The sequence below is a fragment of the Siphonobacter sp. BAB-5385 genome (assembly GCF_002261125.1).
Classification (GTDB): Bacteria; Bacteroidota; Bacteroidia; order Cytophagales; family Spirosomataceae; genus Siphonobacter.
Genome location: NZ_NMPS01000240.1, coordinates 13616 through 35427 on the forward strand (window position 1 = coordinate 13616; position 21812 = coordinate 35427).

Consider the following 21812-nt stretch of genomic DNA (forward strand, 5'->3'; position numbering starts at 1 on the left):
AAAATCAGATGAGTAAAAAAGTAAAATACCTGTTCATAGGAGCCATTCTTGTTTTGATGGCTTACATGGTGTATAACGCCACCTCGCAACCCGGCGTACAGGATTTGAAGGGAAATTTCAAAGAAGTCGCCTTGTATCGGAATGAGAATAACACGGGTCCGATCAAACGCATGTATGCCGTAACGGTAGACGACACGTTATGGAGTGAAATGAAGCAATACGGCGATTTTATGCCGCATACCAAATACGGTACAACGACGGTTTATTTCTTCAAAACCGGCAGTGCGGCACCCACAGAATTACAACCGGGAGAAAAGCCTTTTGATGATACGTTCCAGCCCCTGGCGAAGTATGAAAAAGACGGCATGGGAGAGGTTTCGTTTCAGAATTTACTTGAAAAATAAATAAGAATGTACGCGTAGGTGAAAGAGGGATGCAATTACTTTTGTTCGTATTAATCCATTTACGTCCAATGAAAAAAATTGTATACCTTTTTCTCCTGCTTACCTGTTGCGTTGAACTTACGAGTTGTCGGAAAAATAAAGACGATGAAATTTCTATTAGTGATGGAAAAATTATCTTGGAAACTGAAGTCATTGATGCCGAGTACTCTAAGAAAACCGATATCCTTATTTACGCTTCTTCCAAACCGCATCAGCTGCACGTCTATAGTACGCGTAAAAACACCAGAAAAACGATTGATCTGGATTTCGCTCCCTTAAGTGTAGCAATTGCTTTAGACGGGAAAACGGCGGTAGTCGGGCACGACGCCCGCATTTCGTATATTGATTTAGTCAGCATGCGAGTAACTAAAGTCTATGACGTTAGTTGTGAAGTATTCGACATTGTGTTGAGTCCTAATAACTGGGTTTACGCTTTTCCTAAAAGAGATCAGGCGGTAAAAGTTCATTGCATTGAATTAGCCACGGGCGTAGAAACCTTGAACCCCTTTCAGTTAATTCGGGAACGTTCGAAAGCGAAAATTCATCCTTCCGGTAAATACCTGTACGTAGCGGATAATGGTGTTTCTCCTTCGGATATTGTAAAATTTGATATTCAGTATGGAACGGCTCAATACATGTACGATTCGCCGTACCATGGTACATACAATATTGATGGAGATTTATGGTTTTCGGAAGACGGAAACCGAATCTTTGTAAAAGGAAGAACTGTTTTAAAATCCTCCGAAGTTAAAACGCAGGATATGGTTTATAACGGTACCGTACCGCATGATACCGTATTCACCAATTATTATATGCATCGTTCTATTATTGGTTTGGATCATTCGCAGGCCACTAACGCTTTGTATGTAATCAATAAAGGAACGAACTGGGATGATCCGGGCTTACCATTCGTCTATATTCACAATGCTCTTAACCTGGATTATATTAAAAAAATACCTTTAGAAACGTATGCCGCTACTGATAACTATGGGTATTCCGTCGTTAAAGGAGTAGAACCTTTATTCGTTTTTGTGAACGCAAAAGGCAACCGGTTATTTGTGATTACGAAATCGGCAAAAATTCCGAATAAGAATGAATGGGCCATTCAAATTATTAATAATTAACGCGTTTGCTACGCAGGAAGTCTTATCCATTGGGAAGGAATGAAGTACATTAAATCTGGTATGAAGTTACAGCTCATTATTGCCTTTTTCATTTTTGTACCTAGTGCGTTAGCACAAACCGCCGAAAGGAAAATCATTCCCGGGACCAAATGCAGTATGATTCCGCCCGCTGGATTTGAAGTGGCTACGAATTTCAGTGGCTTTCAAAAGGCAGAGCTACAGGCTTCCATTATGGTTACAGAGTTAAATACCGCTGCTCAGACCCTCATCGATGGGTTTACGGCAGAAGCGTTACAAACTCGTGGAATGACCTTACTGGAGAAAAAGAAAATCACGTTTCATCAGGCACCTGCTGCTTACATTACCGTGAGTCAATCCTTAGGTACCACCCCATACCTGAAGCAGATGCTGATTTTTGGTAATGCCGAGGTGACCATATTGGTCAATGGTATTTATCCGGAGGCTCATAAAAACATTGAGAAAGACATCCGGCAGGCTCTGCTCTCGACTACGTACAACGTCAATCAAAACGACGACCCCCTGGCCGCCGTTCCCTTTACGATAGACGTAAGCCAGAGTGCATTTAAATTAGCGAAGTATATGGTGGGAAGTCTTATTTATACAACGGATGGGAAACTTCCTTCGGTCAAACCAATGCTGCTCGTTGGAACGGCAATGAGTACGGAACTTATAGCGGACCGAAAAGCGTACGCTATTCAAAGGCTGAAAAGCTTACCCGACGGCCAGACTAGCGAGGTAAAAGAGGTGCAACCCATCCAGATTGATGGGTTGGATGGCTATGAAATCCGGGCTAATGGCAAAAGTCGCGAAGGTAAGCCGGAGTTGATTTATCAGACCATGCTTTTCCCGGATGCAGGCGGGTATTTTATCCTGGTTGGCATGACCACTGAACAACCCGAAGCCAACCTGGCCACTTTTAAACGCATTGCCCGCACCTTCAAGCGGAAATAATACGAGGGCGTTTAAGCCATCACCGAAACCATCTCCAGAGCCATCTTTCCCAAAGTCGCATCGCCAATAATTGTCACGCCACTACTGAGCTCATGCGGGCGTACACTCTTGGAAAACAGGGGCCAGGCGACTTCCGGCGTTAGCGTCACTTCAGTATTCCAGTGCGGTTGCGGGCTGCGTTCCAGTTGCCAGTAATCCGGCTGACGCACTAGAAACCAACTGCCCCCCGCCTCGGTCGTGATGGTGACTTTCAGGGTAGTCCCTTCGGACGCTTGTACGTTTCGGTACGTATGGGGCAGGGCATACATAAAGACGTCGATGAAGGGGTGAAAAAACTCCTGCGTCAATAAGCCCGGTTTGTGAACGGCGGCTCGTATCTGTTGCTGATGTAGCCATTTTTCGGTGTATTCCCGAGCGATGTGCATCCAGTTCAGACTTTCTTCTTCACCGGCCCAGGCTACGGAAAAGGTGGCTTTTGCCTGGGGATCAAGGGAGGCGTAATAGTCGCAATACATCGGTCCCGTAATCCGGTGGAGCAGGATCAGTACCTGCGGACTGACCCGTTTCATGGCCTTTACCCAATCGGCATTGAGTCCATTCAGAAAATCCAGCAAATCCTGATAGGAGTGAATATTGGGATTTTCACCCTGATACTCATCCCGCAGTGATGACAGGATGCGGATGTTGCCATCCAGTAAATGAGCGGCTACGTCTTTTACTTTCCAGAGTCTGGCTATGGTCTGGGCCTGCCATTCCTCAGGCGTTAGCGATTCCAATAGTTCCAGCAAAAGCTCATCAAGTTTGCGTAGCTTTTCGATGAGGAGAGCCGTAGGATACGTCATGGCTGGTAACGGACGGCTGGGGAGGGAGTCAGGCATATACAGGTAATTAAAAATTAATTCGTATAGCTCATGAGAAATGTTTATTTTATTGCTACTAGTAAATCACGTTAAAAGTATGGAATTATCAATCGTCTATATTAAAGATAGACAAAGTCTAATAAATGTACATCAGAAAAGGTTAATGAATTCTTATAGTGTTAATTTTATCGATTTCTTCTTCTATTTCATAAGTAGTAATTTGGTGTGGGTAGCTAGAGTAGACAATATTATCTTCATTATAAGTAAAGCCTTCCTGCATATATTCTTTTGCCTGTTTTAGGTAGTTTAAAGCAGTATTGAACTTTTGCTTTTTAAGCTGACAACGAGCTAGGTAATAATTGGCATCTGGATGTTGCTCGTATATGGACAGACACATCTTTAAATACTTTTCAGCTAGGCTATATTTTTTCATTTCATAAAATACTACGCCCAGATAAAAATAAGTATTAAAGTGAATACCTTTTGCTCTACTTTTTCTTTGTGCATAAACATCTTGTCTTAAGTATTGTTCAGCTTTTTGGTAATTCCCCAGCTCTAAATGACAAAGGCCCTGATAAAATGGATAAAAATGGTCCATTATGGAAGCCATAGGATGATAGATTTCTGCCTGTTCAAAATCTTTAAGGGCACCTTCGTAGTCCCTCGTAAAAATGCATTTTAAAAAAGCTCTGTAGTCAATCCACTGTTGAGGATCAAGCGATACGGCCTGATCTTCGAGGAGCATCGCTTTACCAAAATCGCCAAATTTTATATAGGGAATTGCTTTCTCACGGTAAGCCACTGCGATGTTTGGACAGGTTGCAATAAGGCTGTCGCAGTACATTTCCCAACGGGGATCGTTATATCCAACTTTAAAAGCACCATTCTCAAGATAATGATGAATCAAACTATCCGTTACGACCGAGTCACTGCAAGGCTGAGCAGGGCTAGGGGAGAAAGAAAAAATAAGAAATAAAACATTAAGGTAGTACAGCAATAACTTTTCCATCGTGAATTTTAAAAGATAAATAAGTTAAGTAATTGACAGGGAACAGGTTTTTATAATGTCCAGGTTGCCATCGATCAAGTGTTTTTATAAAATCAAATAAATCATTTACGAAGACCTTATCAAATTGATAGGTTTTATAGTCGGAACTGGTTTGTAAAACTCGTACCCGTTGAACTCGCTTTCCCTCACAATCAATCATGAAACGAAAAGTAACGTAGCCGCTACCCTGGTAAGAACGCTTACGTTCAAGTAAGTACTGGTTAACCTCGGTTCGTAAGGTCGCTGAGCTTTTAGGATATTTCGCATTAATGTGATAATAGTAAACGATACGACAGGAAGAACATTTCGAACTCATCTGATAAGTGGTATCCATGTAGTCACCCGTGGGCAAGGAGTAGTCTTGGCCGAAACAGGAGCTGGAAAGCAAAAGAAAAAGCAATCCTGTAACATAAGTATTCATAGAAAATCTGAACTAGTTGTTTGTTACAAATAAAAATTTATATACTTATAAGCTTTTAAACTTAACCTTTCCTGCTGAGAGGCTGTAAATGAGACAAAATTTCCAGATACAGATTCTGTTGTACTGACACAGTCTAGCCAATAAATTAGCCATTGTAACCGGGGCGAGCTCCGGCATTGGCCGTGCCATTGCTTTAGCCTATGCTAGGGAAGGTGCAAAATCAGAAAAGAAATACAATCTCCAGTAATCCTTTTCCAAATCCGGTATAATCCCGGGCACTGCTGTAGAGGAAATGTTCAGGCGTATCAACCCATCCGGCCACTACCGGATTCTGATGCAGGTAATTTAATTTTTGTTTCGTAAAGCGGGGCGTGATGAGTTCTTCCGCATGATTATCCTGTTGCCAGAACTGGTAATCGTCATTGCGTTTGTTGTGATGAGCTGCTCGCTGAAACATCCAGAGCATCCACTCTTTCCGACTTTCCGGATCTTCTTTAATCGCTTCTATGAGCGTAGTAGCCGTATGCCGCTTTAAATCACGGAGTGTATCGGAAAGGTTAAACCCCTCTTCTGTACTAATGATGAGGTGCACGTGATTACTCATGAGGCACCAGGCATGAAGGCGTAAGCCTTTGTGTTGCTGGCAAAACGTTAGACTATCCAGAAAGATGGTTCGGTAATGAATTCGGGTGAATACATCGATCCAGTAAACCGTTGCGAAACTGATAAAATAAATACCCCGAGGATTGCTGAATTGATAAGGTTTGAAGATCATGCAGCAAAGAAACCGCGGGTAGTTTATTTCGTGTGCACCGTTGAATCAGTGGGGTAGGCACAGCCTACAAATTAGATGGTTCGTAGCGGATGCTACGAACAACTCGCCGCCTGGGAAGAGTTGTGTTAGGGGGAGGCTTGGCGAAGAGGTAAGGCGGGGTGTTTCGCAAACAGCTACTTGAGGAAATGATGTAACCCACAGCCAAGCCAGTATGAGCCTTACCGCCAGGCAATCAAACCCCCTTATCCGGAACGGATGCTACGAACAACTCGCTGCGTGGGAAGAGTTATGTTAAGGATAGGTTTGCTGAAGAGCTGGAAAGGCGTGTTTCTCAACCAGTTGCTTGGCAAAAAATGCCATAAGCTACAGCCAAGCCAATGTGAACCTTCCCGTCAGGTAACCAAATCCCGTTATCCGTAGCATCCGCTACGGATGATCAAATTAGTAGGCTGTGCCTACTTTTCATGACAAACCGGAACCCCCGCCGAAGGCAAACCCGGACGAGACGGCAAATTCAATCCCAGTCCCCGCCAGACAAACAGCAACGCAATCGCCAGCGTCAGTACGGGTACCCAGCGGTTCAACGTTCGGCGTACAGGTAAACTCACCCACTGCCAAACCCAGCCCACGGCCAGCATCGCCGGAATGGTGCCTGCCCCATATGCCAGCATCCAGAGCATACCCTGAACGGGCGTTGCAGCCGCCAGAGCTCCCGCCAGTGCCACGTATACCATCCCACAGGGCAACCAGCCGTTGATAAACCCAACGCCCACGTACGCCATCCAGGTTTTCTGCTGTAATAGCTTACTAAAAGTTGATTTCAGCTGTGCGAAGGGACTAAAGCCAATCCAGCGATCGGCTATCACGAAGCCTGCCATCAGTACTCCCGCCAGCAGCGAAAGGTATTGTTGCCAGCCGAGAATGGATACGCGTTCGCCCACAAATCCTACCAGCAAGCCCAATAACCCGTAACTCAGCGTTCGGGCCAGGTTGTAACTCAGTCGAGCCAGTAGCATCCGTCCTTCCGACAAACCACCCACGGGTAAGGCCAGAGCAATTGGGCCACACATGCCGACGCAGTGAATGCTGGAAAGAAGTCCGGTGAGAAAGGCGAGAACCATGGGAATGGATAAAGAATAGAGATGATAGAGGACAGACTAAAGACGTTTTTACCTATCCTCTAAACGTTATCATCTATTATCTCAAATAATGATTTCTTCTTCGGTGTAGTACTCCTGCTTACCGTCTGACCAGGTAACTTTTACCCGCCAGTAACCCGTTTTTAGGGTTTCGGTAGAGATGGTCTGGGCAGCGGCACCGGGTCGCACGGCGACGGTGAAGTCCAGCTTGGCATCAGAAGGGCGGAAGAACTGAATCTTGCCTTCCTGTACTGCGTTCGGTACGGAAAACTGCACCTGCTGCGTTTGCGGACGGTACTGCATGGTGACCAGCTCTTTGGCGGCCTTACTATGGGCTACGCGATCAATTTGCTGTTGGTAAGCCATTTCGGTTTGGTAGTAATCAGGTCGTACCAGATCTACCTGTGTACGCATCATTCGGTAGACCAGAAAACCAATGAAACTACCGAAGAGAATAAAGGCCAGAATAATGGATTTGCCCCAGTTCATAGCTTAGTTGTTGGTTAGTGGTTTTCAGTTTTCAGAAAGTGGATATGCTTTCTGAAAAACTACAAAACCGGACCCATGAAATTCGTTTTTACTTCCTGCATCAGCTGACCGTTCGCCCGTACTTCAATCGTGAGCGGCGTTTTATTTTCCTGAATGCCTTTCGCGGGCGTTAGCAAAAAGAAGGAGCTTTTGGTAAACGTACCCGGTTGTGCCGTTTGTAGGGGCTGACCTACGTACTGTAACGAGAAGCCCGGATTTTTGACTTTAAATTCCAACGCAACCGGCTTGAACGTTTTGTTAAGTACTTCTACCGTATACAGATTGGAAATCTGACCGTTGGCCTGCTGCTGAAAAGTAAGTCCCGAAGCTCGCAGTACCGTCGTTTCGATGGCTTTTCGGGTCAGGAGCAGGTAGCCCAAGCCGCCCAGTAAAAGAATCAGAACCAGCGTATAGGCTTTGAGCCGTCCCGTAAACTGGAATTTCTTTCCCTGCTCGATACCTTCCTGCGAAGCGTATCGAATCAGCCCATGAGGCTTACTGATTTTATCCATCACGCCGTCGCAGGCGTCGATACAGGCGGTACAGTTGATGCATTCCAGTTGCGTACCCTTGCGAATGTCGATGCCCGTCGGACAAACCTGTACGCAGAGGGAGCAATCCACGCAATCGCCTTTGACTTCGGTAGATTGTTTCCGACGTTTGCCCCGAGGCTCGCCCCGTACGTAATCATAGGCGACGACAATGGATTTTTTATCAAGCAAAACGCCCTGTAAACGTCCGTAGGGACAGATCACCACGCAGACCATTTCCCGTAACCGGGCAAAGACGAAATAGAAAATCAGCGTGAAGATCAGCAATGCCGTCAGTCCGCCTAAATGGTTGGCGGGGTTATCGGTCTGAATCTGGATCAATTCGTCTTTGCCAATAATGTACGCCAGAAAAGTATTCGAAATGGCAAAAGCGATGAGGAAAAACAGACCATGTTTTAGTACGCGTTTCCGGATTTTTTCGGCGGTCCAGGGAGCGGCTGTCAGGCGTTGCTGAGCTTTAAAGTCGCCTTCAATCCACTGTTCGATTCGCCGGAAAACCATTTCCATAAAAATCGTTTGTGGACAGGCCCAACCGCACCAGATTCGTCCGAAGGCCACCGTAAATACGATGATGAAAACAATGAACGCCAGTAGACCCAGGGCTACCAGGTGAAAATCCTGCGGCCAGAAGGGTACGCCAAAGAAGATAAACTGACGTTCGAGTACGTTGAACAGAAATAGCGGATGCCCCTCAATCTCCAGCCAGGGAAGACCAAAAAGAATCAGTAGCAGAACGCCCGCTACGATTTCCCGCCACCGCAGCAGGCGGCCGCCTTCGGGCCAGCGGGGATACTTTCGCTGACCCGAGACCGCCCCGTGGGCAAGAAACTCTATATCTTCATCTATGGTGAACATGACCTTAGCGTTTGGCAACTTCAGGAACCGTCTTTACTTCCTCTCCCTGCGGCTCTTTGGCTCCGGCCGGTTTCGTGCCCTGTAAGGAAAAAATATAGCTGGATACCTGCTGAATCTGAATGGGATTCAACTGTTTTTCCAGGAAAGCATCCCTTTGTCGGGAACACCTTCGGCAATGGTTTTGAATACGGCGTTGATCGTACCGCCGTGCAGCCAGTAGTTATCCGTCAGGTTCGGGCCTACTTTTCCTTCCCCCGCGGCACCGTGACAGGCCGTACAGTTCTGATCGAAGATTTTCTTCCCCGCTTCGATTGCTTTTTCATCGTGTAGGATCGTCACGTTCGACTCGTTAACCGAATTGGCAAATTTTTTCAGGTATGCTTCGTGGGCTTTCTCGGCAACGGCCATCTCGGTCGTATACTCCTGATTCATTACATCACCGGGGCCAAGCACGTGGTAGTAGAGCATGTAACCGATGGCACAAACGATGGTGCCGTAGAACAGGGCCATAAACCACCCCGGTGTGGGGTTATCCAGTTCCTGAATATCATCGGGGGCGTGCTCAAGCATCAGCTGGGCATTCATGGCCGTAGGACGAAGGCCCATGATCCGATGCCAGAAACTGCTGTACTGGTATTGCTCTTCCAGTTCCTTTTTGGTCTGATCAGGAAAAGCCTGTTTAACGGTCAAATACAAATGAAGCGTCGTGACCATCAGAGCCAACGCTCCCAAGATCAGGCAGCAGAGAACCACAATCAGAAAAAGATCCTCGCCGGTTTTTATCTCAAAGTTCATGAAAGTAGGGGTTAAAAGACAGTTTACAGTTCACCGTTTTCAGTTGGTGACTTTGTTCAAACGGGTACTACGAAACTGAAAACGGTAAACCGACAACTGTAAACTGAGAAGCTCATTTCTCCAAAGGCATTTTGCTCATTTCCTGGAGGTGATTCTTATCCGTCAGTAAGGCAAACAGACTCACCGTAACAAAGAAGGCAACGAAAATCAGAAGCGAGGAAATCATGTAGAAATCGGCTCCCTGAAGTTGGGTAACAAGGTTGCGAAACATGGTTGGTTTAGTTTTTAGCTGGTGGTTGTTCGTTGTGGGTTGGGATGGTGGTCCCGGGTAATGGTTTGTTGATGAAGTGTTGAACTACGAACCAGCAACAAACAACCTCCAACCAAGGTCTATTTAGCGGCCTGAGCGTTTTTGATGTCCGTACCGAGTCGTTGCAGGTACGCGATCAGGGCGATAATTTCTTTGTCGGACTGAATCTTGATTCCCTCGGCTTTCAGGCGATTCGTAATTCCTTCAGCCTGTTGCTGGGCATTTGCCTGAGCATCGCTGATGGCGTAATCATCGTAGGGAACGCCCAGGGATTGCATCGTTTTCAGCTTCGCTTCCAACTGACTATTATTCAGCTTCTGCGTCAGTAACCAGGGGTAGGGCGGCATGATGGAACCAGGTGACATCGTCGTCGGATCGTTCATGTGGTGATAGTGCCAGGAGTCGGGATACTTGAATCCTTCGCGGTGTAAATCCGGACCCGTACGCTTCGATCCCCATAAGAACGGGTGGTCATATACGAACTCGCCGGCTTTCGAATATTCACCGTATCGCTCCGTTTCCGAGCGGAAGGGCCGTACCATCTGACTGTGGCAGTTATTACAGCCTTCACGGATGTACAAATCCCGACCCTGCAATTCCAGCGGCGTATAGGGCTGTACCGCGGCAATGGTTTCTACGTTGGATTCAACCGTAAACGTCGGAATGATTTCCAGCACCGTACCGATCAGAATCACGATCAGCGAGCCGGCCAGCAATTGCATGGGGCGACGTTCAAGAACGCGGTGCCAGTAGGTGTCACCACCCGTAGCTACGTACTCAGGCGTAAGAGCCGGAGCTTCGGCTGCTTCGTTGGCCTGGAAACTACCCTGAGCCATCGTTTTGAAAAGGTTGAAGGCCATCAGGATGGCACCGCCCAGGTAAATCACACCACCCGCGGCCCGCATCATGTGCATAGGCAATAATTGAAGCGTAGTTTCCAGGAAAGCGGGATATTTCAGCGTGCCTTCGGGCGTAAATTCTTTCCACATCATGCCCTGCGTAAAGCCGGAAATGTACATCGGTACGGCGTAGAACAGGATGCCGAGCGTACCCAGCCAGAAGTGAATATTTACCATTCGTTTCGAGTACAATTCCGTTTTCCAGAGTTTAGGAACGATGTAGTACAGAATGGCAAAGGTCAGGAAGCCGTTCCAGCCCAGAGCCCCGACGTGTACGTGAGCCACAATCCAGTCGGTAAAGTGACCAATGGCGTTTACGTTTTTGAGGGAAAGCAGCGGACCTTCGAAGGTGGCCATCCCGTAAGCCGTAATACCGACCACCATGAACTTCAGACGTCCATCTTCCCGAACCTGATCCCAGGCTCCACGTAGGGTAAGCAATCCGTTGATCATCCCACCCCAGGACGGAGCAATCAGCATGATCGAGAACGCCGTGCCCAGCGACTGAGCCCAGTCGGGCAAACTCGTATACAGCAAGTGGTGCGGACCCGCCCAGATGTAGATGAAAATCAGTGACCAGAAGTGAAGAATGGAAAGCTTATAACTGTAAACCGGACGATTCGCCATCTTCGGCAGAAAGTAGTACATCATGCCCAAATACGGCGTCGTCAGGAAGAATGCCACCGCGTTGTGTCCGTACCACCATTGTACCAGAGCATCCTGAACCCCCGCGTACATGGAGTAGCTTTTCAGGAAGCTAACGGGCATTTCAAACGAGTTGATAATGTGCAGAACGGCCACCGTAACGAACGTGGCGATATAGAACCAGATCCCTACATAGAGGTGACGTTCGCGGCGTTTGATGATCGTACCGAACATGTTGATACCGAATACCACCCAAATGACCGTAATGGCAATATCGATAGGCCATTCCAGTTCGGCGTATTCCTTGGAAGTCGTAAAACCAAGGGGTAGGGTCAGTACGGCGGATACGATGATGAGTTGCCAGCCCCAGAAGTGAATCCAGCTCAGCGTATCGGAAAACATGCGGGCCTTCAGCAGTCGCTGAAGCGAGTAGTAAACGCCCATAAAAATGGCATTACCCACAAAGGCAAAAATGACAGCATTCGTGTGCAGGGGCCGGATTCGTCCGAAAGTGGTGTACTGATTGTCCAGGTTCATGCCGGGATGAAACAGCTGCGTGGCGGCAATTACGCCCACCAGCATACCGATCAGTCCCCACACAATTGTCGCAATCGAAAAGGCCTTAACCACCCGGTTGTCGTACGCAAAGCGTTCGAGCGTCGTCGGAGGGGCAGGGGAAGCAGCGTGGGAAATCATGGGTGATAAGGGATGTTAGGGGAATTCATTTCTCGTCGTCGAGCAGCACTCGCATGCCCGGCGTGTACATGTCATCATTTTGTCCGGACTTCATCGCCCAGAAGAAGGCTCCCAGAAAACCCAGAGCCAGCAAGAGGCTAATGCCGATGAGAATGAAAATGATATTCATAAACCTTTGATTTTCAGTTCCAAAGGTCTGAATAATGGGAAGGGATAGAAATGACAAAAATCACCCTTTAGGGTGATTTTCGAAGGAGAAGAGGAAATCGCCGGGTTTAGCGTTCCATATACGAGTCGTTATTGAGGTATTCCAATTTGGAATTCCAGACCAGAGCAATCTGCGTTGCCCGTTCGCGGGCCTGCTCGGCCATGGGGCCTTCAAAGTTTTCCGAAAGCGTTTGCGTAAACAACTGCAACCAGCGTTCGAAGTGCTCAATCGTTAGCGTATGTTTCTGATTGACAATCAGATGTGGACGGAACGGATGGCCGTGGTAGGTGTTATTGCCCAGCAGCAAATTTTCCCAGAACGCGTACATCTTCGGCATATGCTTCGACCAGTCTACCTGGGCAACCTCTGTAAAGATGGGAGCCAGCAGAGAATCCTGCTGTACTTTCTCGTAGAATGAATCTACCAGATGCCGAACGGCTTCGGGGCTATCAAGGAATATCTTTTTTGTGGGGGAGTCCATCGAAGGGTGCTTAAAAGAGATGAGCATCAAATCAACACTGTTAAATCAACTTAGCCATGAAAAACGTTCGTTTCCCACTATTTTTTGCAACCCTGTACTTACTGGTTTATACGGTCGGGGCTAACCTGGGTTGGCTTTCCACGCCCGTAGTCGCCACGCTTTGGTTGCTGTCTCCCGTGGTCGTGGGCTGGATGGCGTATCGCATTTTAAAGTACGGCGTTCCGAGCGGTCGTACCTTCGACGAGCAATTTTACGAAGATTATAAACCTAACTAATTAGCTGATAAACAAAGCTGATCGGGTTTTTGGAATGGCACGATTATTGAGAAATGTTCTACTTCTTCCCTCAGGGAAAAGAGGAATGAACGGTTGTTGGCCTGGCTGATAAATCCATTAGTGCTTCGCCCGGCATTCGCTCATTTTGTTATCAATTTTTCTATCTTGGCAGGGAATCAAAAATATCAGTAATTACCCTCTATTTAACCGATCCCGACGAGTACACTATGGACATTTTTGAAGCCGCCCGGCAAAACAACCTCGAAGCCCTGGAGCAGGAACTGGAAACGCTACATCCCGACGTAGTCGATGCCCGCGGAAGTACGCCCCTGATTATTGCCGGGTATTATAACCACCCGGAAGCAGTCCGGCTCTTACTGGAAGCTCAGGCAAATCCGGACGCTCAGGATGCCATGGGCAATACGCCCTTGATGGGAGCTTGTTTCAAAGGGTACACCGAAATAGCCCAATTGTTGCTTGAATTCGGAGCGGCAGTAGATACTACCAATGGGAACGGAGCCACGGCTCTAACCTTTGCGGCCACATTCAATCATAAAGCATTAGTCGAGTTACTATTACAACACGGGGCTGATCCCTTACTGAAAGATCGTTTCGGGAAAAACCCCATTGATTACGCCATGGTCCAGGAAAATGCCGAGAGCTACGAAACCCTAGTGGCTGCCTTACACGCCCAGAAATCCTCTAATTCATAAATAAATCAAGTTACCTATGAGCAATGAAAACGGTGCGAATCAGAATGGCCATGCGAATGGTACTGATTCCGACAAAACGCTGACCACTCGCCAGGGTCACCCCGTCACTAACAATCAAAGTATCCGTACGGTAGGGAATCGCGGCCCGGCCACGATGGAAAACTACCACTTTCTGGAAAAAATCTCCCACTTCGACCGCGAACGCATTCCTGAACGCGTGGTGCACGCTCGCGGAGCCGGAGCACACGGCGTATTCGAGGCGTACGGTACGGTAGGGGATGAGCCCATTTCCAAATACACCCGAGCAAAGCTATTTCAGCAAAAGGGAAAACAAACCCCCGTATTCGTCCGATTCTCTTCGGTGATTCACGGCGGTCATTCGCCCGAAACCCTGCGGGATCCCCGCGGTTTTGCCGTCAAGTTTTACACCGAAGACGGGAACTGGGATCTGGTCGGAAATAACCTGAAAGTGTTCTTCATTCGGGACGCCATGAAGTTCCCCGATCTGGTACACGCCTTCAAGCCCGATCCTGTAACGAACCGTCAGGACGGCGAACGCATTTTTGATTTTATCAGCGGTACGCCCGAGGCGATGCACATGATTACGTTTTTGTTCTCACCCTACGGCATTCCGGCCAATTACCGGCAAATGCAGGGTTCGGGCGTGAATACGTACAAGTGGGTGAATGCCGAAGGCGAAGCCGTACTCGTCAAATACCACTGGGAGCCCCTGCAGGGAATCAAAAACCTGACGCAGGAGCAGGCCCAGGAAGTACAGGGTAAAAACTTCAATCACGCAACCCAGGATTTGTTCGACGCCATTGAGGAAGGTAATTACCCCGAGTGGGAATTACTCGTGCAAATCATGAGCGATGATGATCATCCGGAACTCGACTTCGACCCGCTGGATGATACCAAAATCTGGCCGCAGGATCAGTTCCCTTGGTTGCCCGTCGGTAAAATGACGCTGAAGCGTAACCCGGAAAATTACTTTGCCGAAGTAGAACAGTCGGCCTTTGGTACGGGTGTACTGGTGGACGGTCTGGACTTCTCCGACGATAAAATGCTGCAGGGCCGTACTTTCTCGTACTCGGATACGCAGCGGTATCGCATTGGTAGTAATTACCTGCAACTGCCCATCAACGCTCCGAAAACACACGTGGCAACCAATCAGCGGGATGGACAAATGGCGTATCACGTAGATGTACCCGAAGGGGGCAATCCGCACGTAAACTACGAGCCTTCGGTGATGAATGGTCTACAGGAAGCCCCTAAAGCCGGCAATGATTACGAACCTTACTATGCAGCCAAGCTGGTACGTCAGAAAATCGATCGTCAGAACAACTTCGCTCAGGCGGGCGAACGCTACCGGACGTTTGAAGACTGGGAACGCGACGATCTGATCACCAACCTGGTCAATACGCTGGCTCCGGCCAAGAAGGAAATCCAGGACCGGATGATTGATCTGTTCACGCAGTGCGATCCGGAATACGGTCAACGCGTAGCCGACGGCCTCAAAGCCGCCGCCAGCATGGACATTCAGAAAGGTCCGATTGGTAGTACGTCTTCAAAAGATGCGGTAAAGCAGGCCGAAGAAGAAAGCCACGAGTCGAAGCCGTATTAAGCGGATTGAATCAGTCGGCATGAGTTCCGACGCTGTATGAGAATCGAGTCTATGAATCTTGTTAAGAAGATTCGTAGACTCGATTTGTTTTACAACCTGCAATTCAACCCTCACATATAATTCAAATCATTATTCTTCTTCAGTTTCAGAATACCCAGGCTATTGAACAGCAGAATAAACGGATACGTCGGATCGAACTCAAACCAGCGTACACCAAAATTCGCCCGTCCACCCAGCTTGTGGTGGTTGTTGTGGTAGGATTCGCCCATCATCAGAAAGTCAAAAGGCAGCAGATTCTTCGCCGTATCATTCACTTTGAAATTCGTATAGCCGTACTTGTGAGCAAACCAGTTGATAATCACCCCGTGTACCGGTCCCATCAGGTAGTGGATTGGTAACAGTAAATACATCCAGGGGCTAGTCGCGTAGTGCATGTAAAACAGCGTATAGGCCGTACCCCAGCCGATACGCGAAAGCCAGTTATCGCCAATCTTTTCCATAAAGCCCCAGTACGGAACGTTCTTGAAGTATTTCGGGTCTACGTTTTCCTTATGCTTCAAAATGCGGTTGTAGATATTCTTGGTCTTCCACATCATATCAAAAGCATTGTCCGAAAAGCTGGGGGAGTGTGGATCGTTTTCGGTATCGGCAAAGGCATGGTGCAGCCGGTGCATGACCCCGTACGCATACGGACTCAGGAAACTCGAACCCTGCGTAACCCAGGTGAAAAAGTAGAAAAATCGCTCCCAACCCTTCGACATCGTAAACATCTGGTGAGCCGCGTAACGATGCAGGAAAAACGTTTGTGAAAACAGGGAAAGATACCAGTGAGCCAGAAAGAAAATCAGAATGTACATGGAAAGGTGTTGTAGTGTGAAAGGATTTAATGGAGTTGGTCGTGGGTTTGAGTAGGGTTTCAGGTTTGATTAGGTTTCAGGAGGTTTGAAGGAGTGTGAAGTTTGAGGGGTTTAAGTTTGAGTTAGTTTGAAGGGAAGGTTGGAGTGACAAGCGTTGAAAAGCCTTTTCCTGGCCTTTTTAAACCTTCAAAAAGAATTAAAAACGTTTTCAAGGCTAGAGCCCTTCAAGCCTTTATCAAACCCTCCTCAAATCCACAATGAAACTTTAAACCTTTTCAAACTTTATACTCCTCAAACCTGCTTAAACTCTTGCTAACTCCCGTCGCCTCGCCCAGTGCATCCCCGTAATGGCAATGAAAAGCATGGAGGCTGAGCTGACAGGCATGAGAATGGCTGCTACAATTGGAGCCAGATTACCCGTGAGTCCGTAGCTTAAGCCGATGAAATTATAGACCAGTGAAATCAGGAAGCTGAACTGGATGACTTTCAGGCCCGTACGACTGAATTTGAGGAAGTGTCCTACATTTTTCAATTGAGACGCCTCCAAAATGGCATCGCTGGCCGGACTGAAATGCAGCGTATTGTCCGTCAGGGCAATCCCCACATCGGCCTGTTTCAGGGCTCCGGCATCGTTGAGTCCATCGCCCAGCATCATTACCTTTTTACCCTGTTGCTGAAGCGTTTGGATGAACGCTAGTTTGTCTTCGGGTTTCATCCGAAAGACCATGTGATCACTGGGAAACCAGCGACTGAGCGTACGCTTCTCCGTATCAGAATCGCCGGAAAGAACGTACAGTTCGTAGGAATGAGCCAGCTGCGTCAGTGTTTCGTCGAGGCCTTCGCGGTACTGGTGCACGAGTTGGAAAGCCCCTTTCACCTGCCCATCGATACTAAAAAAGCTAGCGGAACCTTCCCGGTCTAAAGCACCTACCCAGGCCGCGGAGCCAAATTTCAGTACGTGCGTATCGACGACACCGGAAAGTCCCATTCCGGTTACAGCTTCGAATCCTGTAACGGGTTTTCGTGTTGATTCCTGGAGATATTCCAGCAGTTTTACACTGATCGGGTGCGTAGAATGCTGAACCAGCGAAGCCAGAGCCACGCGTTCCTCTGCCGTGAGCGGTTCGCCCTGATACTGGATCGGACTGACTTCGGTCGTACTCAGCGTACCCGTTTTGTCAAAAACCAGCGTATCGCACTGAGCGATGTGCTCAATGACTTCGGCATTTTTCAGATATAGCTTTTTCTGGCCGAGCATCCGCATGCCGTGACCCAGAGCAAAAGGGTACGAAAGAGCCAGAGCACAGGGACAGGCAATAATCAGTACCGCCGTAAAAGCGTTGAGGATTTTGGAAGGATCGTACACGTACCAGTACAGGGCCGTTAACGTTGCCAGCGTGAGTACGCTAATGGTGAAGTATTTACCGACCTGATCCGCAAAGGATTTCAGCCGACTTTCCTGACCTTTAGCAAAAGCCGTATGATTCCAGAGTTGGGTTAAATAACTTTGGGAAACGTCTTTCAGTACTTCCAGCTCCACGGAATCGCCCAGTTGTCGGCCCCCCGCGTAGACCAGTTCGCCCACTGTTCTGGATTCGGGGGCCGCTTCTCCCGTCACAAAACTGTAATCGATCAGGCCCGTTCCCCGGTATAAAAGACTATCGGCAGGAATAAGCTCGCCGTGCCGAATTCGGATGCGATCCCCCCGACGAAGCTGCTGAACAGGAATGCTTTCCGTCTCAGCCGTCAGGAAATTCTTAATCCGCGTAACGGCCAGCGGGAAGTACGATTTATAATCCCGCTCGAAGGAAAGAAAGGCGTAGCTTTTCTGTTGGAACCACTGTCCAGCCAACAAAAAGAACGTCAGGCCCGTTAGTGAATCGAAGTAGCCGTTCTGTTGCAGAAAAAGCACTTCGTAGACACTCCGTCCCCAGGCGACGAGAATACCCAGCAGAATTGGGAAATCGAGGTTAAGCCGCCCAGCCCGCAGACTTTTGTACACCGATTCAAAATACCCGCCGCCGGAATAAAACACGACCGGTAACGACAGAATCAGGCTAAGCCAGCCAAAGAGTACCTTATACGAATCATCTTCCAGCCCCAGGTACTCCGGAAAACTAAAGAGCATGATGTTTCCCGCACAAAAACCCGCAACACCAATACGTGTGAGCAGATTCCGGTAGGTAGGGCTTTGCTGTTCTTTCACCACATCCTGTAAGCTGATCAGCGGTTCGTACCCTACCGAGGCTAGCAGTTCGGCCAGCTCCCGTAGTGAAATTCGGTTATCGCCCGTTTTTCGGTACAGAATGCTAACCTGCTTTTTCATAAAATCGACCCGACTGGTTAATACCGCCGGATGGAGACGCGGCAGGTGTTCGAGCAGATACAGGCAGGAAGAACAGTGGATGGCGGGCAGATAAAACGTTACTTTCGCCTGCGTATCGTTCTGAAAATCGAGTAAGGAATCACTGATTTCGGCGTGATCCAGAAATTCGAATCGGGCTAAACTGGGAGAGGTGCCAATCCCACTTTTTCCCAGCGAATAGTACCCGCATAATTCGTGGTCGGCCAGTAGTTCGTAAACGGTCTTGCAGCCTTCACAGCAAAACGTTTTATCGTCTACGTGGAGGGCATCTTCCGCACAATCATTGCCACAATGGTAGCAATGCGTAGGTGCAGCAATGGATAAGGAAGCAGTGGAGCTGTTCATGGCAGGTAAATCAGGCAAGACCTGGGAAAGCCGGATGACAACGGCGGATGTTACGTTCGTTGCAGCCCCAAAAGTCCGCTTTTCCATTTCCTTTTTCCATGATTGGAATTAAGTCCGGAAACTGATTTTTATCATTTTTCTAACTGATGTGACCTTGCAACTTTGTCAGGCCAACCGGTAGTAATACCATATACGTTTTGGCATTTAAACAAGATCCTGATGAAATCGCAAGCTGCTCCTGAGTGCCAACGTTGTGCTTTTCGTGAACATTCGCTGTTCAAAAATTGTCAGCACGACGAATTGCTGGAGATGAATGAGAATAAGTGCTTTCACACGTATAAAAAGGGACAGGTCATTTTCCACGAAGGCAATCGCCCGTTCGGTCTGTTTTGTGTATTCGACGGAAAAGTGAAAATCAGCCGACTTAACTCAGAAGGGAAGGAGCAGATCATTCGTCTGGCGAAGTCGGGCGATACGCTGGGCTATCGTTCCCTGATTGAAAATACCAAATACACGGCCTCGGCAGTAGCTCTGGACGATACGCAGGCCTGCTTTTTGCCCGCTACGGATTTTAATTCTCTGATTGATTCGAATGTGAAAGTGGCCAATGATCTGATGAAAATGCTGGCGAAAGCGTTGGGGGAGTCGCAGGAACGGATGATCCATATGGCAATGAAACCCGTACGGGAACGGCTGGCTGAAGCCCTGTTGCTCCTTAAATCGACCTACCATAAAACCGAGGTAGCAGATCTGTTCAGTATCGCCATCTCCCGGGAAGATCTGGCGGCGATTGTAGGTACGGCCAAGGAAACGGTCATCCGCTTTTTGTCTGAATTCAAGGAAGAAGGGATCGTGAGTTCGCATGGTAGTACCATTACGATTTTAAAGCCCGATCGTTTGTTGAAAATCAGTCAGTTATACGATTAGGCGTGCGAAAGCCACTAAATCACATCACTGAAACCACTGATTTTTATCATTTCAAACGAGGCTGATTTCCAGCAACTTCGCCTTACCATTGAGCTTTACTTCCCGGTTGGGAAAAGCCAGACGAAGAACCATGCTACTAGATACGGAGAAATTATTACTGGCTCGGGGTACGGAGTTGTACGCCCACAAAGGCGAATATCTGTACCGGAAAGAACAGCTTGCTGAGTTTGTTTTTTATCTCAAGGACGGATCGGTCGAAATTTTACCCGAAAATGGGAAAGAAAACCATCGCCTCCAGAGCCGCTGTTTTTTAGGATTACACGAAGCTTTGCTGAACGTGGAGCATCAGGCTTCCGTAAAGGTGAATGACGAATCCATTTTGCTGGTGTTTGACAAACAGGAAATCGAGCACTTTATGGAGGAACATCGGATGGCCCGTCGCTACTTCATGATCAAGCTATGCGATCAGATGGATTTGATGCAGAAGAGTTATGAATGAAAGGCTTTGAGAAAGATTGAGCGGAATCCCCTACACAACATGATAATCCGCCAAGTATCTATACGTTGAATTTATACAAACGATCAATCTTTTCTCAAAGCCTTTTGTCTAGAGTATAAGGCTAGAAGGTAGTAATCACCTGACATCCGGATAAAGAAAACCCGCTGACACGCAAGTGCCAGCGGTCCAAGTAAAAGCCAGACGAAAACAAAGTACTTACCCCACCTTACCACTCAATTTCCGGTAACCCCTTACTATGAAGATAGGCATTGGTTTGGCTGAAATGTTTGCAGCCAAACCAGCCGCCATAGTTGGCCGACATGGGCGAAGGGTGCTTGGCTTTCAGAATTAAATGTTTATCGGGCGAAATGACAGCCCCTTTTTTCTGAGCATAGGCTCCCCAAAGTAGAAATACCAGATTTTCTTTTTCTTCGGACAAAATCCGGATGACCGCATCGGTGAAGGTTTCCCAGCCTTTGCCCTGGTGCGAACCCGCCTGCCCTTCGCGTACGGTGAGGGTCGAGTTGAGCAGTAATACGCCCTGATCGGCCCAGCGGGTGAGATCACCGGATTTGGGTATGGGCTTTCCTAAATCGTCTTTGATTTCCTTGAAAATATTGACTAGCGAAGGCGGGGTCCGGATACCCTCGTTGACAGAAAATGCCATCCCATTGGCCTGATTGGGACCATGGTAAGGATCCTGACCCAAAATGACCACCTTGGTATCCTCAAACGAACAGTGATTAAACGCGTTAAACATCAGCTTGCCCGGTGGGTAAACCCGTTGGGTGGCATACTCATTTTTGATAAAGGATACTAAGTCACCGAAATACGGTTTTTCGAATTCCGGTTGCAAATAAGGTTTCCACGATTCGGCAATCTGAACGTTCATACGGCAGTTAATTAGAGAAGTCGAAGCTAGGACATTCAACGCATGAGCAAGAATACCCCGGGATTAAAAAATATAAAAATCAATTCCAGGATTTGCCCCGTATCTTGCTGACGGTTAATTTCGATTTGATTAGCTTTTAGCAGTTTCGTCAAACAAGGACACGATTATGGTAACGGCCATCACGGAAGGCATCAAAGTTAGTGTGATTACGGAATTCATTTCCGATCATTCCAATGCTTCCCTGCAGCATTTTGTATTTACGTATCGCGTGCGTATCGAAAACCAGTCCGATCATACGATTCGACTGCGTCGCCGCCATTGGTTCATTTATGATTCCAATGGTGTAACCCGCGAGGTAGAAGGGGAGGGCGTGATTGGCCAGCAACCCGTACTTGAGCCTGGACAGGTGCACGAGTATGTATCCGGCAGTAACCTGCAAACCACCATGGGCAAAATGGCGGGCAGTTACCTGATGGAACGCATGTACGACGGTCGCGAGTTTCTGGTACAGATTCCGGAATTTCTGTTGATTGTGCCGTATAAGCTTAACTAATCTTTGCGAATA

25 protein-coding genes are annotated in these 21812 nt (G+C 47.8%); 10 read left to right on the plus strand and 15 right to left on the minus strand.

The annotated features are described in order from the left end of the window. Nucleotides 1-8 precede the first annotated feature (8 nt). The 3 genes from BWI93_RS25305 (at nucleotide 9) to BWI93_RS25315 (ending at nucleotide 2539) form a co-directional block, all read left to right on the plus strand. Nucleotides 9-404, plus strand: coding sequence for a hypothetical protein (locus BWI93_RS25305; RefSeq protein WP_176454335.1), 396 nt, complete (start codon nucleotides 9-11; stop codon nucleotides 402-404). 68 nt (nucleotides 405-472) lie between these two features. Continuing rightward, a complete protein-coding gene (locus tag BWI93_RS25310; protein ID WP_094816614.1) occupies nucleotides 473-1567 on the plus strand; it encodes a YncE family protein in 1095 nt (364 codons plus the stop codon). Between the two features lie 39 nt (nucleotides 1568-1606). Beyond that, complete coding sequence (locus BWI93_RS25315; RefSeq protein WP_094816616.1) at nucleotides 1607-2539, plus strand: hypothetical protein; 933 nt, start codon at nucleotides 1607-1609, stop codon at nucleotides 2537-2539. Nucleotides 2540-2550: 11 nt separating this feature from the next. Here BWI93_RS25315 and BWI93_RS25320 read toward each other — a convergent pair whose 3' ends face one another. Together BWI93_RS25320 and BWI93_RS25325 are read right to left on the minus strand one after the other, a co-directional pair. Next, the gene (locus tag BWI93_RS25320) at nucleotides 2551-3417 is read right to left on the minus strand and encodes a DinB family protein (protein WP_255158063.1); all 867 of its coding nucleotides are present in this window, start codon (nucleotides 3415-3417) and stop codon (nucleotides 2551-2553) included. A gap of 142 nt (nucleotides 3418-3559) precedes the next feature. Beyond that, nucleotides 3560-4408: a tetratricopeptide repeat protein gene (locus BWI93_RS25325; protein ID WP_094816620.1), complete on the minus strand. Its 849-nt coding sequence runs from the start codon at nucleotides 4406-4408 to the stop codon at nucleotides 3560-3562. A gap of 611 nt (nucleotides 4409-5019) precedes the next feature. Here BWI93_RS25325 and BWI93_RS27555 point away from each other — a divergent pair. Next, nucleotides 5020-5115, plus strand: coding sequence for a hypothetical protein (locus tag BWI93_RS27555; protein WP_199181970.1), 96 nt, complete (start codon nucleotides 5020-5022; stop codon nucleotides 5113-5115). Here BWI93_RS27555 and BWI93_RS25335 read toward each other — a convergent pair. The 10 genes from BWI93_RS25335 to BWI93_RS25370 all read right to left on the minus strand — a co-directional run bounded on the left by BWI93_RS25335 (nucleotide 5089) and on the right by BWI93_RS25370 (nucleotide 12777). After that, nucleotides 5089-5643, minus strand: a complete 555-nt coding sequence (locus BWI93_RS25335; RefSeq protein WP_094816624.1) for a transposase — start codon at nucleotides 5641-5643, stop codon at nucleotides 5089-5091. The two genes, BWI93_RS27555 and BWI93_RS25335, sit on opposite strands and share 27 nt — an antisense overlap. Before the next feature lie 455 nt (nucleotides 5644-6098). After that, complete coding sequence (locus tag BWI93_RS25340; RefSeq protein ID WP_094816626.1) at nucleotides 6099-6764, minus strand: sulfite exporter TauE/SafE family protein; 666 nt, start codon at nucleotides 6762-6764, stop codon at nucleotides 6099-6101. An 81-nt stretch (nucleotides 6765-6845) separates the two neighbouring features. Continuing rightward, complete coding sequence (locus BWI93_RS25345; protein ID WP_094816628.1) at nucleotides 6846-7271, minus strand: FixH family protein; 426 nt, start codon at nucleotides 7269-7271, stop codon at nucleotides 6846-6848. 59 nt (nucleotides 7272-7330) lie between these two features. Beyond that, entirely contained in the window at nucleotides 7331-8716 is a 1386-nt protein-coding gene (gene ccoG, locus BWI93_RS25350) for a cytochrome c oxidase accessory protein CcoG (protein ID WP_094816630.1), read from the minus strand. A 4-nt stretch (nucleotides 8717-8720) separates the two neighbouring features. Then, nucleotides 8721-8846: a hypothetical protein gene (locus BWI93_RS29205; RefSeq protein ID WP_255158064.1), complete on the minus strand. Its 126-nt coding sequence runs from the start codon at nucleotides 8844-8846 to the stop codon at nucleotides 8721-8723. Beyond that, nucleotides 8843-9511, minus strand: coding sequence for a cbb3-type cytochrome c oxidase N-terminal domain-containing protein (locus tag BWI93_RS25355; protein ID WP_255158065.1), 669 nt, complete (start codon nucleotides 9509-9511; stop codon nucleotides 8843-8845). Before BWI93_RS25355 ends, BWI93_RS29205 begins: the two co-directional genes overlap by 4 nt. A 112-nt stretch (nucleotides 9512-9623) precedes the next feature. Beyond that, nucleotides 9624-9782, minus strand: coding sequence for a hypothetical protein (locus tag BWI93_RS28005; RefSeq protein WP_165796030.1), 159 nt, complete (start codon nucleotides 9780-9782; stop codon nucleotides 9624-9626). Nucleotides 9783-9901: 119 nt separating this feature from the next. Further along, entirely contained in the window at nucleotides 9902-12061 is a 2160-nt protein-coding gene (ccoN, locus tag BWI93_RS25360; RefSeq protein WP_094816632.1) for a cytochrome-c oxidase, cbb3-type subunit I, read from the minus strand. A gap of 25 nt (nucleotides 12062-12086) precedes the next feature. Then, nucleotides 12087-12230: a cbb3-type cytochrome oxidase assembly protein CcoS gene (ccoS, locus tag BWI93_RS25365; protein WP_094816634.1), complete on the minus strand. Its 144-nt coding sequence runs from the start codon at nucleotides 12228-12230 to the stop codon at nucleotides 12087-12089. Between the two features lie 106 nt (nucleotides 12231-12336). Beyond that, complete coding sequence (locus BWI93_RS25370) at nucleotides 12337-12777, minus strand: group III truncated hemoglobin (RefSeq protein ID WP_255158066.1); 441 nt, start codon at nucleotides 12775-12777, stop codon at nucleotides 12337-12339. A gap of 29 nt (nucleotides 12778-12806) precedes the next feature. On the opposite strand from BWI93_RS25370, the gene BWI93_RS25375 reads away from it, so the two are divergent. The 3 genes from BWI93_RS25375 (at nucleotide 12807) to BWI93_RS25385 (ending at nucleotide 15362) form a co-directional block, all read left to right on the plus strand. Then, on the plus strand, nucleotides 12807-13025 hold the full coding sequence (locus BWI93_RS25375; protein WP_094816636.1) for a hypothetical protein: 219 nt from the start codon (nucleotides 12807-12809) through the stop codon (nucleotides 13023-13025). A 227-nt stretch (nucleotides 13026-13252) separates the two neighbouring features. Continuing rightward, complete coding sequence (locus tag BWI93_RS25380; RefSeq protein WP_094816638.1) at nucleotides 13253-13738, plus strand: ankyrin repeat domain-containing protein; 486 nt, start codon at nucleotides 13253-13255, stop codon at nucleotides 13736-13738. A gap of 16 nt (nucleotides 13739-13754) precedes the next feature. Continuing rightward, nucleotides 13755-15362: a catalase gene (locus BWI93_RS25385; protein ID WP_094816640.1), complete on the plus strand. Its 1608-nt coding sequence runs from the start codon at nucleotides 13755-13757 to the stop codon at nucleotides 15360-15362. Nucleotides 15363-15472: 110 nt separating this feature from the next. Here the strand turns inward: BWI93_RS25385 and BWI93_RS25390 are convergent, their stop codons facing one another. Together BWI93_RS25390 and BWI93_RS25395 are read right to left on the minus strand one after the other, a co-directional pair. Then, nucleotides 15473-16219 (minus strand): acyl-CoA desaturase, encoded by a 747-nt coding sequence (locus tag BWI93_RS25390; RefSeq protein ID WP_094816642.1) that lies wholly within the window; start codon nucleotides 16217-16219, stop codon nucleotides 15473-15475. A gap of 301 nt (nucleotides 16220-16520) precedes the next feature. Next, a complete protein-coding gene (locus BWI93_RS25395; RefSeq protein ID WP_255158067.1) occupies nucleotides 16521-19016 on the minus strand; it encodes a heavy metal translocating P-type ATPase metal-binding domain-containing protein in 2496 nt (831 codons plus the stop codon). Between the two features lie 132 nt (nucleotides 19017-19148). Here BWI93_RS25395 and BWI93_RS25400 point away from each other — a divergent pair, with 132 nt between their 5' ends. Together BWI93_RS25400 and BWI93_RS25405 are read left to right on the plus strand one after the other, a co-directional pair. Continuing rightward, entirely contained in the window at nucleotides 19149-19856 is a 708-nt protein-coding gene (locus tag BWI93_RS25400; RefSeq protein ID WP_094816644.1) for a Crp/Fnr family transcriptional regulator, read from the plus strand. Nucleotides 19857-19986: 130 nt separating this feature from the next. Then, the gene (locus BWI93_RS25405; RefSeq protein ID WP_094816646.1) at nucleotides 19987-20355 is read left to right on the plus strand and encodes a cyclic nucleotide-binding domain-containing protein; all 369 of its coding nucleotides are present in this window, start codon (nucleotides 19987-19989) and stop codon (nucleotides 20353-20355) included. Between the two features lie 226 nt (nucleotides 20356-20581). On the opposite strand, the gene ung is transcribed toward BWI93_RS25405, so the two are convergent. Further along, nucleotides 20582-21247, minus strand: a complete 666-nt coding sequence (ung, locus tag BWI93_RS25410; protein WP_094816648.1) for a uracil-DNA glycosylase — start codon at nucleotides 21245-21247, stop codon at nucleotides 20582-20584. 166 nt (nucleotides 21248-21413) lie between these two features. Between ung and apaG the strand changes: the two genes are divergently transcribed. Then, on the plus strand, nucleotides 21414-21800 hold the full coding sequence (gene apaG / locus BWI93_RS25415; RefSeq protein WP_094816650.1) for a Co2+/Mg2+ efflux protein ApaG: 387 nt from the start codon (nucleotides 21414-21416) through the stop codon (nucleotides 21798-21800). Nucleotides 21801-21812 lie beyond the last annotated feature (12 nt).